The 16,330-nt window shown below is 62.4% G+C and carries 13 protein-coding genes; 11 read left to right on the top strand and 2 right to left on the bottom strand.

Annotated features, from left to right (window positions below; translation table 11 throughout):
• The first annotated feature begins 197 nt into the window (after nucleotides 1–197).
• From WH265_RS21135 to WH265_RS21115, 5 genes are all read left to right on the top strand, one after another.
• The gene (locus WH265_RS21135; protein WP_339559559.1) at nucleotides 198–902 is read left to right on the top strand and encodes a hypothetical protein; all 705 of its coding nucleotides are present in this window, start codon (nucleotides 198–200) and stop codon (nucleotides 900–902) included.
• A gap of 87 nt (nucleotides 903–989) precedes the next feature.
• Nucleotides 990–2,552, top strand: a complete 1,563-nt coding sequence (locus tag WH265_RS21130; protein ID WP_339559558.1) for a hypothetical protein — start codon at nucleotides 990–992, stop codon at nucleotides 2,550–2,552.
• A 201-nt stretch (nucleotides 2,553–2,753) separates the two neighbouring features.
• Nucleotides 2,754–4,481, top strand: a complete 1,728-nt coding sequence (locus WH265_RS21125; RefSeq protein WP_339559557.1) for a molecular chaperone HscC — start codon at nucleotides 2,754–2,756, stop codon at nucleotides 4,479–4,481.
• Entirely contained in the window at nucleotides 4,478–6,277 is a 1,800-nt protein-coding gene (locus tag WH265_RS21120) for a molecular chaperone DnaJ (protein WP_339559556.1), read from the top strand. The genes WH265_RS21125 and WH265_RS21120 overlap by 4 nt, the downstream gene beginning before the upstream one ends.
• The gene (locus WH265_RS21115; RefSeq protein ID WP_339559555.1) at nucleotides 6,274–6,555 is read left to right on the top strand and encodes a hypothetical protein; all 282 of its coding nucleotides are present in this window, start codon (nucleotides 6,274–6,276) and stop codon (nucleotides 6,553–6,555) included. The genes WH265_RS21120 and WH265_RS21115 overlap by 4 nt, the downstream gene beginning before the upstream one ends.
• 486 nt (nucleotides 6,556–7,041) lie before the next feature.
• Here WH265_RS21115 and recQ read toward each other — a convergent pair whose 3' ends face one another.
• Entirely contained in the window at nucleotides 7,042–8,970 is a 1,929-nt protein-coding gene (gene recQ / locus WH265_RS21110) for a DNA helicase RecQ (protein WP_339559554.1), read from the bottom strand.
• A 332-nt stretch (nucleotides 8,971–9,302) separates the two neighbouring features.
• Between recQ and WH265_RS21105 the strand changes: the two genes are divergently transcribed.
• On the top strand, nucleotides 9,303–10,367 hold the full coding sequence (locus tag WH265_RS21105; RefSeq protein ID WP_027011114.1) for a homocysteine S-methyltransferase family protein: 1,065 nt from the start codon (nucleotides 9,303–9,305) through the stop codon (nucleotides 10,365–10,367).
• A 42-nt stretch (nucleotides 10,368–10,409) separates the two neighbouring features.
• Here the strand turns inward: WH265_RS21105 and WH265_RS21100 are convergent, their stop codons facing one another.
• Nucleotides 10,410–11,084 carry a GntR family transcriptional regulator gene (locus WH265_RS21100; RefSeq protein ID WP_021027885.1) on the bottom strand — a complete coding sequence of 225 codons (675 nt, stop codon included), beginning with the start codon at nucleotides 11,082–11,084 and terminating at the stop codon, nucleotides 10,410–10,412.
• 315 nt (nucleotides 11,085–11,399) lie between these two features.
• On the opposite strand from WH265_RS21100, the gene WH265_RS21095 reads away from it, so the two are divergent.
• Genes WH265_RS21095 through WH265_RS21075 form a run of 5 tightly spaced genes read left to right on the top strand, consistent with a single transcriptional unit; the run spans nucleotide 11,400 to nucleotide 16,186 of the window.
• A complete protein-coding gene (locus tag WH265_RS21095) occupies nucleotides 11,400–12,134 on the top strand; it encodes a DUF969 domain-containing protein (protein ID WP_021027884.1) in 735 nt (244 codons plus the stop codon).
• On the top strand, nucleotides 12,131–13,087 hold the full coding sequence (locus tag WH265_RS21090) for a DUF979 domain-containing protein (protein ID WP_021027883.1): 957 nt from the start codon (nucleotides 12,131–12,133) through the stop codon (nucleotides 13,085–13,087). Before WH265_RS21095 ends, WH265_RS21090 begins: the two co-directional genes overlap by 4 nt.
• A 24-nt stretch (nucleotides 13,088–13,111) precedes the next feature.
• Nucleotides 13,112–13,780, top strand: a complete 669-nt coding sequence (gene pcp, locus WH265_RS21085) for a pyroglutamyl-peptidase I (protein WP_339559553.1) — start codon at nucleotides 13,112–13,114, stop codon at nucleotides 13,778–13,780.
• Between the two features lie 22 nt (nucleotides 13,781–13,802).
• The gene (locus tag WH265_RS21080) at nucleotides 13,803–14,579 is read left to right on the top strand and encodes a LamB/YcsF family protein (protein WP_339559552.1); all 777 of its coding nucleotides are present in this window, start codon (nucleotides 13,803–13,805) and stop codon (nucleotides 14,577–14,579) included.
• 14 nt (nucleotides 14,580–14,593) lie between these two features.
• Nucleotides 14,594–16,186: a 5-oxoprolinase subunit B/C family protein gene (locus tag WH265_RS21075; protein ID WP_339559580.1), complete on the top strand. Its 1,593-nt coding sequence runs from the start codon at nucleotides 14,594–14,596 to the stop codon at nucleotides 16,184–16,186.
• Nucleotides 16,187–16,330: the final 144 nt, after the last annotated feature.

The following is a 16,330-nucleotide window of genomic DNA, read 5'->3' as shown; positions in this document are numbered from 1 at the left end:
TGACATGAGAGTGCAATGCCTAATTGGTAATCAATAGATTTAACACGACATTCATGTCGAGAACGATCGCTTTAAAGATAGATCGAGACCCAATATAGATAATTATTTTAAATAGTGAATTTATCCGCTCCATCGATAGAAATTTTAAATTAATTATTTAAGAGCTAAAGCTTCGACCAATACATGGAATTTAGGAAATGATCAAAGTAAACAAGTCTTTTGTTAGTGCCATCGCCAGCGCCGCCCTACTGGCAGGCTGTGCCACAACCACCAACACGCCCCCTGGAGCCGTCAAGGTCGACTACTCCAGTGCGTTCATCAATGGCGCCAAGCTCAAGGAAGTGCCGACCGAGGTGCAGATCGTGAAGCGAGAGGACACGGGCAATGCGGTGGCTGCGCAGGTGGGGCTGAATGTGCTGATGCTTGCCTTGGGCGGCGGCGTGGCCGCCAGTGGCTTTAGCAAGGATGACCTCAAAGGTGCGCCCATTGAGGATGTAGCGGACCGGCGCTATTTGCAAAACCCAGTCCCCACCGGTTTTGTTCAATCGCTGCAAACGGCTGTGGATGCGCGTATGGCGCAAGACAAGCTGGCCCAGGCGCAGAGCTTTCGTTACCCGTTGGTGGTGGGTGGCGGCTCCGCGCAGCTGGTGTACGACAGCCTGACGGGCGCTGAAGTCCCGAACTACCAGCTCTTGCTGAGCCTCGATGTGTATAAGCGCCGCGAGTCCAATTGGGTGCTGCCTCCAAAGCTGGTGGCCTGCAGCGGCCGCTCCGAGCCCGCGCAACCTTTGGCCTATTGGGCAGAAGACTCTTACCGCAATGTGCAGCAAGAGCTGAACCGCATGCTGGCCGACTGCCAAGCCAAGGTGCTGGCGGATCTGCCCAACCTGTTAGAGCAGTAAACCCCTAAGAACCCTGAAGAGGATCCCTCGCCTTGCCAGCGCGCTGGCAGGTTTTTTTAGTGCGTTAGTGTTGAAAAGGATAGTTGGATGAAGAAGCATTCCTTGGCCTGGTTGGCCCCTGTACCGGTGGCGGTGTCCCTGTTGAGGGCGAGCGGCGCGCAAGCAGCCGAGCGCAGTTTTACGCCGCAGGCGGGTACCTGGGTGGTGACCAGCGAAGTCAATGGCAAGCCGGGCCGTGGCCTGGCCATTGATGTGCAGGAGGACACGTTCTTCATGCAGGTTTACAACTACCAGGCCAATGGCGAGGCAACCTTCCACACGGCACTCGGCGTGATGCAGGGCAACACAGTGACGGCGCCGCTGACCTACTACGCAGGCGGCCGCTACTTTGGCAGCGAGGCGCGCACGGCCGATGAAGCCGGCCAGGCTGGCAATGTGACGATCACCTTCGAGAACGGCCTGAAGGGCACGGTGCAGTTCCCCGGGGAGGCGCCGGTGGTCATTGAGCGCTTTGTGGCGGGCGACTCTGCCGATGCCTTCAAACCCCAGAACGCTGCCTTGATGCAGGGCGGGCAAAACGCCGTGTGGGCCACCATCGATGGCACGAACCTGCACGAGGTCTGGCAAAGCAATCTGGTGCCAGCGGGCGCCGGCTACCGGCTGACATTGCGCCCGTTCAGCCAGGTCATCGCGCCACCGTTTACCGTTATCCGCGAGCTCAACTACGACTGCCAGCGCACTACTCAGAGCGCCGCTGGTTTCGACTGCACGCAAGACGCTTCGCAGGCGGATTTGGACTACCTGCCTAAGCTGAGCTTTCGCTATGCCGCTGCCGATGTAACGGGCACCGCCGTGGCCAGCGAGGCATCGGGCAAGGAGCTGAAGTTGGTGGGCCACCTGCTGGCCAATGGCACGGTGCCCAGCGCCAATGCGGCCGAATGCCAGCCTGCGCTGCAAACCTTTGTGCCGGGCAATAGCTGCAATGCCTCGCGCATTCCCGTCAACGGCACCTGGGTGGTGGCCGATGAGCTCAATGGCAAGCCGGGCCGGGGTATCAGCATGGATGTGCAAAACGGCGTGGCCGTGCTGCAGATTTTTGACTACCTGAGCAACGGTGCATCTACCTTCCACATGGGCTCGGGCGCTTATGGCCAATCTGCGATGGATATCGGCCTGTTCCAGTACGCAGGCGGCCGCTACTTTGGTGGCCCCGCCCGCACCGGCCACGAAGTGCAAGATGCCGGCGCGGCCTATATCGATCTGCAGCAGGCCGATTCGCTGGTCGAAGGCACCATCCAGTTCCCCCGCGAGGCGCCCAAAAAGATCATCCGCATGGACCTGACCGGCCACGGCAGCCCTGTGGAATCGCTGCTGGGCTACTGGCAGTTGTCGATGAGCAAGGGCAACCTGCGCGTCAACACCCGTGCCACCCTGGACCGCATCACCGATGGCGTCGCTACCAACAGCACGGGCAGTGTGCGTTGCCAGTTCGTATCCGTTGCGGAGCGTCGCGCCACCTGCGGCTTCTACACCGTCGGTGCAGCACCGCAAGAGATGGCCAGCACCACCTTCTTCTACAACGGCCACTCGCCCGCGACGGGCAGCGTGATGAAGATCAAGGACAGCAAGGGCAATGTGCTGGGGCTGTGATGGTGAGGGGGTTGGCGGGATGCTTTGAAACGGGCATCCGCCAACCGCATTCGCTGCGTCGCCTGCTGCCTACCGGCAGTAAAGGGGGCGCAGCGGATGTGGATACGTTCAATGATCGCTACTGCGAAAGCTCGCACCAGCCAACCACCAAAGCGCGCCTGCTTGCATCACGCTGGGCGGCTTATCGACTGCTGAGGAAATATGTTCGTAGGTATTGATTTAGGCACCACCCATAGCCTGGTGGCGGTGTGGCAAGACGGCAAAGCCAGGCTGGTGCCCAATGCCCTGGGGCAGGTGTTAACGCCTTCGGTGGTGAGTGTGGACAAGGACGGCAGCCTGCTGGTGGGTGAGCCCGCACGCGAGCGCTTGCAAAGCCATCCACAACAGAGTGCTGCGGTGTTCAAACGCGATATGGGAACGGCACGGGTATTTCGGCTGGGGGCGCATGCGATGCGCGCTGAAGAGCTGTCGGCCTTGGTGCTGCGCTCGCTCAAGGCCGATGCAGAGGCAGAGCTGGGAGCGGTCATCACCGATGTGGTGATAACAGTGCCAGCCTATTTCTCGGATGTGCAGCGCCATGCCACCCGGTCGGCGGGGCTACTGGCGGGCTTTACCGATATCACCTTGCTGAACGAGCCGACAGCGGCTGCTCTGGCCTATGGGCTGCACCAGAGCGAAGGGCGGTTTTTGGTGTTTGACCTGGGCGGCGGCACCTTTGATGTATCGGTGCTGGAGCTGTTTGATGGCGTGATGGAAGTGCGTGCCACCGCAGGCGACAACCGCCTGGGGGGTGAGGATGTGGATGTGCTGATGGTGCGGCGCTTTGTGCAGCACCTGGGCCTGACGGAAGAGCAGGCGCAGCAGCCGATGACCGCTGCGCGGCTGCAGCGCGCGGCCGAGGCAACCAAGCGCAGCCTGGCCGTGCAGGAAGAGGCGCTGATGCGCATTGAGCTGGACGGCAAGCCGCTGGCAATGACCTGGACAGCGCAGGATCTGGAAACCGTGCTGGAGCCACTGATGGAGCGCATGCGCCAGCCCGTAGAGCGCGCACTGCGCGATTCAAGAATCCGCCCGCAGGAGCTGGATGCTGTGGTGATGGCTGGTGGCAGCACGCGCCTGGTAGCCGTGCGGCAATTGGTGACCCGCCTTTTTGGGCGCTTTCCGCAAACCGCTCTGGACCCGGACCAGGCAGTGGCGCTGGGCGCTGCGGTGCAAGCAGCACTGCGGGGGCGCGATGCAGCATTGGCCGAGCGGGTAATGACCGATGTGTGCCCTTATACGCTGGGTGTGAAGGTTACTAAATACCTAGCCGATGGAAGAACCCAGGACGGTTTTATGGCACCTGTACTGGAGCGAAACACTATCATCCCCGCGAGCCGGGTCGAGCGGTTTTTTCCTAACTCCGCAGAGCAGCGGCAATTGAATATTGACATCTTCCAGGGTGAGGCACGCCGCGTGCAAGACAACATCGGCTTGGGCTCCTTGATATTGCCCTTGCCAGCCCGCAGCGATGGTGATGGCTTGTCGACCGATGTGCGCTTTACGCTAGATGCCAATGGCTTGCTGGAGGTGGAGGCCGTGTTGTTGCGACATGGGCAACCCCAAGGGGTGGCCAGGCAGTTGGTGATTGAGGCTTCGGCAGAGCGCCTGTCGCCCAAAGAGCTGGCAAAGAGCCTGGAGCGTATGAAGGCGCTCAAACTTCATCCGCGTGACCGGCTGGAGGTGCGCGCATTGATAGCGAGGGCCGAGCGCCACCACGCGCAGCTTTTGGGACATTGGCGTACAGCGCTGGCAGACGCAATCATGGAGTTTGAGGTAGCGCTGGAGACGCAGGACGATCGCCAGTTTGCCCAGCCGCGACAGCAGCTGCAAGCGATGCTGGCGCGCATTGAATCAGAACAGTACTTGCCTGATACGGACTGGCAATGAATCTGCAGGAAGTATTTGCGCAACTGGGGTTGCCGGTAGATGCGGATGAGCGGGCGGTGCGTCGCGCTTATGCGCGCTTGCTCAAGGATATCGACCAACTCGCGCAGCCGCAGGAATTTATCGCATTGCGCAGTGCCTACGAGCAGGCCATGGCATATGCGCGTGGGGAGGCTGAGCTTGATGTGTGGTCCGAGCACGTTGAGACCCAGCCGTCGCCACCAGAGCCATTGCAGATGATGGATCAGCCGGAAATCGCGCAATCCGACGAAGAGCCCGAAGCGAGACCGGACTCTAGCGCTGACTCTGACCCCGCCTCAAACGCAGAATACGAGCCCGAACAGGAACCGGAACCCGTTCCGGAACCTGAGGCTAAGGCTGAGCGGCTGGTCACGAATGCCATGGCCGTTGCTGAGCAGCTGCTGGATGCTTGGAATTGGCAGTTTGCAGCAGCGGACATGGAGGCGGCAAAGGAAGAGCTGCAACGTTTGCTGGCAAGCCCGGAGCTGGAAAGCATTGAAAACCGGGAAGCGTTTGTGATGGCGCTTGCGCAGCGCATTGCGGGAAAGACGCTTGGCGTGCGTCGCAGTGCCCTGTTGGTTGCTGCAGATAGCCTGTTTGCCTGGCAGCGAAACGGCATCAATAACGAAGTGCTGGAATACATCTTGGATGCATTCCAAACCCTTAAGACGAAGCAGCGCCAGGTTGCGATTGCCTTGTTGGGTGCGCCTGACCCCAAGGTGGCGCAAGCTCTTCGGCTGACGCCTGAGAACCTTGAACTGTTTGAGGAGCAGTGGCGCCATTTGTTGAACTGGTGGTTGCCTGAAGGTCAGCTGCAGAACTGGATGTCGCAATGGGCGCAATTGCCAATGCACACACGCGCTGCTGATGGCATCCACCAGTTAGCGAAGCAGTGGAAGCCCAGAGCGAAGGCATATTTGACGCACTTCGGCTTGATCGCTGTGATCTTGGTGGCAGCGCTTCTCTTCTTCAATTGGTTTGCGGGTCGTACCCACGGATCACAACAAGCAAAATCTGACATGGAGTGTGCACAAACCTTGGCAGGTGGCCGCGCAAACTCTTGGCAAGCAGTGCCAGCAAATGATCTCTGGAAATACTCTTCCTGCATCACGAACCCTCGCGTTGCCACCAAGGTAGATAAACGAGGCTTGGAGCAGGCCAAGCGCATTGCGCGTGTGCTGACCGGAGTTGGTCATCAGTTGGGCGGCGGATCATTCAGCTCAAGGCTGTCCCATCTGTATTTGAATATGCCCGATGGTCGTGCCTTTGGCTTTGTTCGCCCAGAGTCGCCCGTGCGCTACTGCGCCGAGCTGCGTAGTTTTGCACTGCGTAACCAGTGGCTGCAGGTTGGTGATGTGCTATCGGCAAAGGCATTTGTGCAAGAACTGGCTTGGTGCACGACTCAGAAATCTCCACGCGATAGAGATGCCACGCAAGGTCTGATGGCGAAGGATAAATTGGCTATCAATGACCTTGAGCGTGATTACTCGACCGTCTTCTGGAACCTGCTGAGCCATGTAGATGCCTGGCCGGATGCAAAGAAGCCTCTGTTGTCATTGCAGCAATTAGTGAACGAAGCCAAGCTCCCGGATTACGACTGGCGGCTGCCGCCTGAGTTGGGTGCAGATGCTTTGGAGTGCGCCCATGATTCGTCCCTTATTCCCTGCCAAAGACCCGATTCATCCTTGTCGACTTTGCAGGAGCGTGCAGAGGAAAGAAGACGCCAAGGCAACGCTCAGTTGAAGGAGTTGGACACACACCAGCTCAAGCTGCCATGAAAAGCAACGGAGATGCCGATACGAGTGATCTGAACTGCAGGGTATGTGGTTACTTGCTCAATGATCCCCCATGGGGTGAGGACGGCTGCAGCCCTACCTGGAGCCTATGCCCATGTTGTGGAACTGAGTTTGGCTATGAAGATGCCACCCCTGCCAGCATAAAACGTAAGCGGATCGATTGGATCTCTGGTGGTGCCAAATGGTTTGAACCGCGCTTGATGCCCGTTGGCTGGAGCTTCGAAATTCAAAGTCTGGGCATTCCTGAAAAATTCAGGTGAAGAACTCAAAAGGAACCTGGCAATGAAATTTCCTAGCGAGCTGGAATTTATGGAGTGCTTTGCACTGAACCCGTTGAGTTGGATCGCTCTATGGGCTTCTTCCGTTTCGTAAAGGCTTCGCCCGATGGATGCGTCGAAATGGACTTTTCCTTTAGCGCTATTTCCCATTCATTTCAGGTGCGCCTGAAGTCAGCCGGCCTTGAAGTTGCCTGCGTATCTTCAGAGAATGTCAGCCAGATAGAAGTCGGGCGAACCCAATGAGGCAAGGGAATTCACGTTCTATTCGACTTAGAGGGCAGCAAGTCAGAAGCGGAGCTGACGGTAGAGCCAACGCTGCACTTGTCTTGGTGGAGCATTCAGATCTAATTCAGCATTGCTTTTAGGCCATGAAGCGCCCGGGAAGCCATGTCGGGAGGAGGCTAATCATGCGGGGCGGCGGAGGTCCGGGCATTGAGCCGTTAAATCCAATAAACCTCCAGCCCGGCATCAATCCCTACACACCCGCAACACCGCCTCCCCATACGCCTCCAACTTCTTCACCCCAATCCCGCTCACCCCCTGCAGCTCATCCAGGCTCTGCGGATTGCGCTGGGCGATGGCGGCCAAGGTCGCGTCGGCGAAGACCACGTAGGCGGGCACGTTGTGTTCCTTGGCCACTTCGGTGCGCCAGGCCTTGAGGTTGATGAAGCGGACCTGCTCGTCGGGGCCCAGGTTTTGCGCGGCGACGGCGGGTTTGGTGCTGCGCTGGCGTTTGCTGGGGCTGCGCTCGGCGGTGCTTTCGCGCAGCTCCACGGTTTGCTCGCCGCGCAGCACGGCGCGTGAGCCGTCGCACAGGGTGAGGGTCTCGAAGCTGTAGCCGGCCTCGGTCTGCACCTTGTGGGTGGCGAGGGCGCCAATGGCCAGCAGCTGGCGCAGCACGCCGCGCAGCTGGGGTTCGGTGTAGTCCTGGCACAGGCCAAAGGTGCTCAGCTGCTGGTGGCCGAACTGGCGCACCTTGTCGGTTTCCTTGCCGCGCACGATGTCGAGGATATGGCTGGCGCCAAAGGTGATCTGGCTGGCCGAATGGGCGCGGTAGATGGTGGACAGCAGCTTGCGCGCGGCATCGGTGCCGTCCCAGGTCTTGGGTGGGCTCAGGCAGTTGTCGCAATTGCCGCACTGGTAGCGCGGCGCCTTCTCGGCGGATGCGACGGAGGCCTCGGGGTGGGCCGAGTCGTAGTCGCCGCCCTGGCCGTAGACCTCGTCAAAATAGGCCAGCAGGCGCACGCGCCGGCAGTCGGTGGCCTCGGCCAGGCCCAGCAGCGCGTCGAGCTTGCCGCGCATCACCTGCTTGAAGGCATCGCCCGCCGGGCTCTCGTCGATCATGCTGCGCTGGCTGACGACATCGCGGTAGCCATAGGCCATCCAGGCGTCGGCGGGCAGGCCGTCGCGCCCGCCCCGGCCGGTTTCCTGGTAGTAGCTCTCGATGTTCTTGGGCATGTCCACATGGGCGACAAAGCGCACATCGGGCTTGTTGATGCCCATGCCGAACGCGATGGTGGCGACCATCACGACGCCTTCTTCGCGCAGAAAGCGGCTTTGGTTCCTTTGGCGCAGCTCGGCGCCCAGGCCGGCATGGTAGGGCAGGGCGTTGATGCCGGCATCGCACAGCGATTGCGCGACCTCTTCGACCTTCTTGCGCGAGAGGCAGTACACGACGCCGGCGTCGCCATCGTGCTCGCGCTCGATAAAGCGCAGCAGCTGGGCGGTGGCGTCCTTTTTCTCAACGATGGTGTAGCGGATGTTGGCGCGGTCAAAGCTGCTGATGAAGACGCGCGCCGATTCGAGCTGCATGCGCTCGACGATGTCGGCGCGGGTCAGCGCATCGGCCGTGGCGGTGAGCGCAATGCGGGGCACGCCGGCATAGCGCTGGTGCAGTACGGTCAGCTCGCGGTACTCGGGCCGAAAGTCATGCCCCCACTGGCTGACGCAGTGGGCCTCGTCAATGGCGAACAGGGCCAGCTTGCCCATGGCATGCAGCTCATCGAGCAGGCCCAGAAAGCGCGGGGTGTTGAGCCGCTCGGGCGCCACATACAGCAAGGTGATGCCGCCCGACATCAGCTGCAGCTCCACATCGCGGGTCTGGTCGTAATCCAGCGTGGAGTTGAGGAAGGCCGCGTCCACACCGATCTCGTGCATGGCGCTGACCTGGTCGTGCATCAGCGCGATCAGCGGCGAGATGACGATGGTGGTGCCGTGGCCCTGCTGCTGGCGCACGATGGCCGGGATCTGGTAGCACAGGCTTTTGCCGCCACCGGTGGGCATCAGCACCAGCGCATCGTCGCCGCCAATCACATGGTCAACAATGGCTTGCTGCGAGCCGCGAAAATGCGCATAGCCAAAGGCATCTTGCAAGACGGTGTGGGCGAGGGAAGTCACAAATTGCTAGAGAAGGCAGCTGTGCCAGCCCCCTGGGAGGGCCGCGCAAGCGGGGTATCGTCAACGGGCCAGAAGAAGTCGCCCAGACACGGAGCCCGGGCGCAGGCGCAAAGCGCTATTGTGCGCGTTTTGGGGCGCAGCAACGGCAGGGCGGGGTTTGTGGGGCGGTAACGGGCGGTTTTGTGGCGCGGATGCCTTGCAATTGCGCTGTAGAAGCGCTGCAGGTGTGCTGTAGAGGCCCCGCAGCAACCGGGTGCCATACAACCAGCGCCGGTATGGCAAATAACGCCTGGGCGCCACGCCTGGCGGGCGGCCGACCTACAATGGCCGCCATGTCACTGCCCCGCTATACCCGAGCCCAAGAACTGCCCGCCACCCTGGCCAAGCGCCTCGTCATTCTCGATGGCGCAATGGGCACCATGATCCAACGTTTCAAGCTGGGCGAGGCCCAGTACCGGGGTGAAGGCTATAGCGGCCCGGGCAGCGTGGGCGAGCGCTTCAAGGACTTTGCCTACGACGTCAAGGGCAACAACGAGTTGCTGTCGCTGACCCGCCCCGATGTGATCAGCGACATCCACGAGAAATACCTGGCCGCTGGCGCCGATCTGATCGAGACCAATACCTTTGGCGCGACGACGATTGCCCAGGAGGACTACCACATGGCCGATCTGGCCTATGAGATGAACCTCAAGAGCGCCCAGCTGGCGCGCGCGGCCTGCGACAAGTACAGCACCCCGGACCACAAGCGCTATGTGGCCGGCGCGCTGGGCCCCACGCCCAAGACGGCGTCGATCAGCCCCGATGTGAACGACCCGGGCGCGCGCAATGTGACCTTTGAGGCGCTGCGCCAGGCCTACCTGGCGCAGACCTTGGCGCTGATCGAAGGCGGCGCCGATGTGATCCTGGTCGAGACGATTTTTGACACGCTCAACGCCAAGGCGGCGCTGTTTGCGGTGGACGAGGCCTTTGAGCAGACCGGCGAGCTGCTGCCGATCATGATCAGCGGCACCGTCACCGATGCCTCGGGCCGCATTCTGTCGGGCCAGACGGTGACGGCCTTCTGGCACAGCGTGCGCCATGCCAATCCGCTGTCGATCGGGCTGAACTGCGCGCTGGGCGCCACCCTGATGCGCCCCTATGTGCAGGAGCTGGCCAAGGCCGCGCCCGACACCTTCATCAGCTGCTACCCCAATGCCGGCCTGCCCAACCCGATGAGCGATACCGGCTTTGACGAGACGCCCGAGATCACCAGCCGCCTGGTGCACGAGTTTGCCGCTGAAGGCCTGGTCAACATCGTGGGTGGCTGCTGCGGCACCACGCCCGACCATATTGGCGCCATCGCCCAGGCGGTGCAAAGCGCCACGGCGCGCAAGCTGTTCTACCCCGCAGAGGCCTGAACGGGGCGCCCCACCCAGGGGCGGCTTTTAAAGCGGGTGTGCTTACAGCACCATGCCGGCATCGCTCATGCGGCGGGCATAGACGCTGAGCAAGACGCGCTCGGAATGGGTCAGGTAGTCATGCATCAGCTTGGCCGCCTGCTCCATTTCCCCGGCCTCGAAGCGCTCCAGGATGTGGGCATTGAGGTCGATGTAGGGCGCATGCATGAACTCGGCATCGCCCAGCATGCCAAAGGCTAGGCGCAGCTCCACCAGCAGGTGCGAGAACAGGGTGTTGAGCCGCTCGCTGTCGGCCAGTGCCACCACCCCTTTGTGAAAGCGCATATTGCCGGTGCCCACCTCCACCCAGCGGCCAGCCTCGCGCAGCTGCTTTTGGGCGGCGACGGCTTCGCGCATTTCCTTGCGCGCCGGGTGCTGCGGGATGGCCTGCTGCAGCGCCTGGCATTCGATCATGCGGCGCACGCGGTAGATGTCCATGATCGAGGCCATCGACGGGATGGCGACAAACACGCCCCGGTTGGGCAGATGGCGCAGCAGCCCTTCCTTGGTCAGCAGGCGGAACACCTCGCGCAAGGTGTTGCGCGAGATCTCCAGGCTTTCGCTCAGCGCCACCTCCGAGAGGCGTGATCCGGGCTGGAACTCGCCACGCACGATGCGGTCGCGAATCTGCTCGGCCACGCGGTCATTGAGCGAGAGAGTAGGCAGTGCAACATTCATGGCGATCGCAGGTAGTCAGAGATTGACACACATGATAGCGGCGGCCTGTGGCCCGGCCCAGCGCATTGCCCCCAGCGCCTGAATCGGTCACTGTGGCGATTTTCTTCGCCATAAAGACGAGAATTTCGCCTACATCGCTATTTGAAAGCAGATGTGTACGGGTTTTCCCGATAAGAAAGCTTGTTTTGTTTGGCTAAACTTTTGTATTGTTCAACAAACTAAAATTTCGCATTGATGAAATTGATGGGTTGTTGAACAAAAACTATGCGGTACCCAGTCCTTGGGAACCGTGCCTATAACAAACCTTGTATTGTCATGGACAGCTCAATCGTCAACCTCTGGCCGCTCCTCGGGGTAGCCGTCATCATCGTGGGATTCGTCCTGCGCTTCAATCCCTTTGTGGTGGTGGTCGTGACGGCGCTCGTCACCGCTGCGCTGGCGGGTTTCCCCCTGCAAAAAGTGCTGGCCGAGCTGGGCACGGGTTTTGTCAAAACCCGCAACCTGCCGCTCATCCTGGTGTTGCCGCTGGCCGTGATCGGCCTGCTGGAGCGCCATGGCCTGCGCCAACACGCGCAAAACTGGATCGGCCACATCAAGTCAGCCACCACCGGCCGCCTGCTGATCGTCTACCTGGGCGCGCGCCAGCTGACCGCCGCCATCGGCCTGACCAGCCTGGGTGGCCACCCCCAGATGGTGCGCCCACTGCTGGCTCCCATGGCTGAAGGTGCGACCGAAACCCGCTACGGCAAGCTGCCCGAAGCGCTGCGCTACCGCCTGCGCGCTTTCAGCGCCGCCACCGACAACGTCGGCCTGTTCTTTGGTGAAGACATTTTTGTGGCCTTCGGTGCGATTGTGCTGATGACCACCTTCCTGCATGAAGCGGGCATCGATGTCGAGCCGATCCATGTGGCCGTCTGGGGCATCCCCACGGCGATCTGCGCGTTCCTGATCCATGCCTACCGCCTGCGTCGTCTGGACCAGTACATCGCCAAGGAAATGGCCAACGCGCCTGCCGCAGCATCGACCACCCGTGAAGGAGGTGCAGCATGATTTTCAGTATCACCCAAGTCTATTGGCTCGCCGGCCTGGTCATGGCGGCCGTGGCCGTCTTCAACCTGCTCGATGCCAGCAACCCCAAGCGCTGGACCACCGGCCTGTTCTGGGGCCTATATGCGGTCATGTTCCTGCTGGGCGACAAGATGCCGCCTGAAGTGGTCGGTGCCGGCGTGATCGTGCTGGCGCTCATCGTGCTGGTCAAGGGCGTGGGCGGCGGCAAGCCGCAAGTGCGCAGCGATGCCGAGAACAAGGAAAGCGCGCTGCGCCTGAAGAACAAGCTGTTTGTGCCGGCGCTGGCCATCCCTGTGGTGACCGTGATCGGCAGCGTGCTGCTCAAGGACTTCAAGATCGGCGGCAACTTCCTGATCGACCCCAAGAACGCCACCTTGGTGAGCCTGGCGCTGGGCTGCATCATCGGAGCGGCGATGGCCTGCAAGATGACGAAGGAATCGCCGGTGCAATCGCTGCGCGAATCGCGCCGCCTGGTCGATGCGATGGGCTGGGCCATGGTGCTGCCGCAGATGCTGGGCATGCTCGGTCTGGTGTTCTCGGACGCCGGCGTTGGCAAGGCCGTGGCCCATGTGACCACCACCTACATCAACATGGACCTGCGCTTTGTGGCCGTGGTGGTGTACGTTGTCGGCATGGCGCTGTTCACGGTCATCATGGGCAATGGCTTTGCCGCCTTCCCGGTGATGACGGGCGGCGTGGGTGTGCCCGTGCTGATCAATGTGTACCACGGTGACCCGGCCATCATGGCGGCCATTGGCATGCTCTCGGGCTACTGCGGCACCTTGCTGACCCCGATGGCGGCGAACTTCAACATTGTGCCGGCGGCGCTCTTGGAGCTGCCGGACCGCAATGCGGTGATCAAGGCGCAGGTGCCCACGGCACTGGGCATCCTGGTCTGCAACGTGTTTTTGTTGTACTTTTTGATGAACCACTGATCGCCGCAACCACAGGACTTCTGCATGACTGACGCAACCGTACTGGTGCTGGGCTTTGAGCCCTTTGACAAAGCCCCCCTCAACCCCGCGTGGGAAGTGACCCGCAGGCTCGATGGCAAGGCAATCGGCGCTGCGCGCATCGTCGGCGTGCAGCTGCCCTGTGTGTTTGGCAAAGCGCTGGAGGCGCTGGACGCCGCCTTGAAGCAGCACCAGCCCAGCCTGGTGATTGCGCTGGGCCTGGCTGGCGGCCGCACGGCCTTGTCGATCGAGCGCGTGGCCATCAATGTCGATGATGCCCGCATTGCCGACAACGCCGGCCAGCAACCCATCGATGTGGCGGTGGCCGCCGATGGCCCTGCGGCCTATTTTGCGCGCCTGCCCATCAAGCAGGCGGTGGCTGCGATGCGCGCAGCCGGTGTGCCCGCCGAGGTGAGCAACACCGCCGGCACCTTTGTCTGCAACCATGTCTTCTACGGCCTGATGCACCGCCTGAACACCGTGCCCGCCTGGGCACAGACGCGCGGCGGCTTTGTGCATGTGCCCTACCTGCCCGAGATGGCCGCAGCGCTGCCGGGCGCCCCGAGCATGGCGGTGGAGACGCAGTGCAAGGGTATTGAAGCGCTGATTGCGGCCGTGCTGCGGCATGATCCAGAGCAGCAGGATCTGCAGCTGAGCGCAGGCCAACTCCATTGATAGAAACAAGAAAGGTAGCACCATGTCCCTCACCATGGATTTGAACAGCGATCTGGGCGAGAGCCTGGGTGCATGGACCATGGGCGACGATGCGTCCATGCTGTCCATCGTCAGCAGCGCCAACGTGGCCTGCGGTTTTCATGCAGGCGATCCGGCTGGCATTCTCGATACCTTGAAAAAAGCCAAGGCCAACAATGTCGTGGTTGGTGCCCATGTGGCCTACCGCGACCTGGTCGGTTTTGGCCGCCGCAACATGGATGTGGCCCATGCCGACCTGGTGAGTGATGTGATCTACCAGATTGGCGCGCTGCAAGGCCTGGCCGCTGCGGCAGGCACGACGGTGCGCTATGTCAAACCCCATGGCGCGCTGTACAACACCATCGCCCAGGACCGCCGCCAGGCCGCTGCCGTGATCGAGGCCATGCAGGCCGTGGGCGGCCAGCTGGCGCTGGTGGTACTGGCCGGCTCGCCGCTGATGCAATGGGCACGCGAGGCGGGCCTGACGGTGATCGCCGAGGCCTTTGCCGACCGGGGCTACACCCCGCAAGGCACCTTGGTGTCGCGCCGCGAGCCCGGTGCCGTGCTGCACGACCCGGAGATGGTTGCTAAGCGCATGCTGCAGCTGGTGCAGCAAGGCACGGTGCAGGCCAACGATGGCTCGGTGGTCGAGGTGCAGGCCGATTCCATCTGCGTGCATGGCGACAGCCCCGGCGCGGTGGCGATGGCCCAGGCGGTGCGTGAGCACCTGCAGGCCGCTGGCGTGCAGATCCGCTCCTTCATGGACAAGGCGGGCGCATGAGCGACGAACGCACGATGCGCTTTTTGCCGGTGAGCGACCAGAGCATGCTGGTGGAGCTGCAGGACCTGGAGCACACCCTGGACCTGCTGGCTGCTTTGCAGGCCGAGCTACCCGCTGGCGTGCAGGAGCTGGTGCCCGCTGCGCGCACCATCCTGATCGCCTTTGACCGCTGGCAGACCAGCGCGGCCGACCTGCAGCGCCACATGGCTGCGCTGCAGCTGGGCCGCCAGGCGCGCAGCGCCGGCCAGCGTGTCGATATCGCGGTGCACTACGACGGCGAGGACCTGGCCGATGTGGCGCAGATCCTGGGCATTGATGTGCCCGAGCTGATTCGCCGCCACAGCGGCAGCGACTACAGCGTGGCCTTTTGCGGCTTTGCGCCCGGCTTTGCCTATCTGACCGGGGGCGACCCGAGCCTGAACGTGCCGCGCCGCAGCACGCCGCGCACCAAGGTGCCTGCGGGCTCGGTGGCGATTGCCGGCACCTTCAGTGCCGTCTACCCCAATGACACCCCCGGCGGCTGGCAGCTGCTGGGCCGCACCGATGTGCCGATGTGGGACCTGCTGCGCAACCCGCCCGCCCTGCTGCAGCCGGGCATGCTGGTGCGCTTTGTCGATGCCAGCACCGCTGCGGGCCAGGCCTTGCTCCAGCAGCAGTCTGCCGTGCAGGCCCCGGCCCCGGCAGCGACGGAGCACAGCGGCGCCGGCATGCGCGTGCGTGCCACCGGCCTGCAAACCCTGGTGCAGGATGCCGGCCGTGCCGGCCAGGCCGGCCAGGGCGTATCGGCCGCCGGTGCGCTGGACCAGGGCGCGATGCGCCGTGCCAACCGCCTGGTGGGCAATGCTGCGCGCCTGTCGGTGCTCGAATCGGTGGCCGCAGGCCTGCAATTGCAAAGCCTGGGCGCCACCGTGGTGGCCGTCACCGGCGCCACCGGCCCGCTGGCCGTGCGCAGCGCCAGTGGCGCTGCCTGGCAGGCCGCACGCAATGCGGCCATTGCCTTGAACGATGGCGATGTGCTGCAGCTGGGCGAGCCCGACAGCGGTGTGCGCAGCTATGTGGCCGTGCGCGGCGGTTGGCTGGTCGAGCCCGTGCTGGGCAGCACCAGCACCGACACCTTGGCCCGCATTGGCCCCGCCGCATTGGCTACCGGCCAGACCCTGGCCGTGGGCGATGCGCGCGATGCCGCAGCCGTGGAAGCCGCTGATGAGAACCCGCCTGCGCTGCCTAAGGCCGGTGAGACCGTGGTGCTCGATGTCGTCATGGGCCCGCGTACCGACTGGTTCACCCCCGAGGCGGTGGCCCTGTTTGCTGCGCAGCGCTGGCAGGTCACCCCCCAATCCAACCGTGTGGGCTTGCGCTTGGCCGGTGCAGAGGCTCTGGTGCGCAGCCAAACCCAGGAGCTGCCTAGCGAGGGCACGGCCCTGGGCGCCATCCAGGTGCCCGCCAGCGGCCAGCCCGTGCTGTTTCTGGCCGACCACCCCTTGACCGGTGGTTACCCGGTCATCGCCTGCATTGCCTCCTACCACCTGGACCTGGCCGCGCAAGTGCCCGTCGGTGGCTGGTTGCAATTCCGCCCCCTGGCGCCCTTTGCGGACCTGGTGGGCTGAGTGTTGAACAGGGCCTGCGCGCCCCGTTCTTGAATGGATATAGCTATGAATCAAGTGTTGATTGCAAACCGTGGCGAAAACCGACGCGCAGCGGCGGTTTCTCTACATTGCAGTGCCTGCGCAGCAGGCTGCGGCGATCTCGCT

It is taken from the genome of Comamonas sp. MYb396, from assembly GCF_037479555.1.
GTDB lineage: Bacteria > Pseudomonadota > Gammaproteobacteria > Burkholderiales > Burkholderiaceae_C > Comamonas.
The sequence above is the reverse complement of the archived record's forward strand: the minus strand, read 5'-3'. Positions and strand labels throughout refer to the sequence as shown.

Coding starts and splice junctions, on each gene's coding strand:
- WH265_RS21135 (WP_339559559.1), top strand. CDS start 198: ATGATCAAAGTAAACAAGTCTTTTGTTAGTGCCATCGCCAGCGCCGCC.
- WH265_RS21130 (WP_339559558.1), top strand. CDS start 990: ATGAAGAAGCATTCCTTGGCCTGGTTGGCCCCTGTACCGGTGGCGGTG.
- WH265_RS21125 (WP_339559557.1), top strand. CDS start 2,754: ATGTTCGTAGGTATTGATTTAGGCACCACCCATAGCCTGGTGGCGGTG.
- WH265_RS21120 (WP_339559556.1), top strand. CDS start 4,478: ATGAATCTGCAGGAAGTATTTGCGCAACTGGGGTTGCCGGTAGATGCG.
- WH265_RS21115 (WP_339559555.1), top strand. CDS start 6,274: ATGAAAAGCAACGGAGATGCCGATACGAGTGATCTGAACTGCAGGGTA.
- WH265_RS21105 (WP_027011114.1), top strand. CDS start 9,303: ATGTCACTGCCCCGCTATACCCGAGCCCAAGAACTGCCCGCCACCCTG.
- WH265_RS21100 (WP_021027885.1), bottom strand. CDS start 11,084: ATGAATGTTGCACTGCCTACTCTCTCGCTCAATGACCGCGTGGCCGAG.
- WH265_RS21095 (WP_021027884.1), top strand. CDS start 11,400: ATGGACAGCTCAATCGTCAACCTCTGGCCGCTCCTCGGGGTAGCCGTC.
- WH265_RS21090 (WP_021027883.1), top strand. CDS start 12,131: ATGATTTTCAGTATCACCCAAGTCTATTGGCTCGCCGGCCTGGTCATG.
- pcp (WP_339559553.1), top strand. CDS start 13,112: ATGACTGACGCAACCGTACTGGTGCTGGGCTTTGAGCCCTTTGACAAA.
- WH265_RS21080 (WP_339559552.1), top strand. CDS start 13,803: ATGTCCCTCACCATGGATTTGAACAGCGATCTGGGCGAGAGCCTGGGT.
- WH265_RS21075 (WP_339559580.1), top strand. CDS start 14,594: ATGCGCTTTTTGCCGGTGAGCGACCAGAGCATGCTGGTGGAGCTGCAG.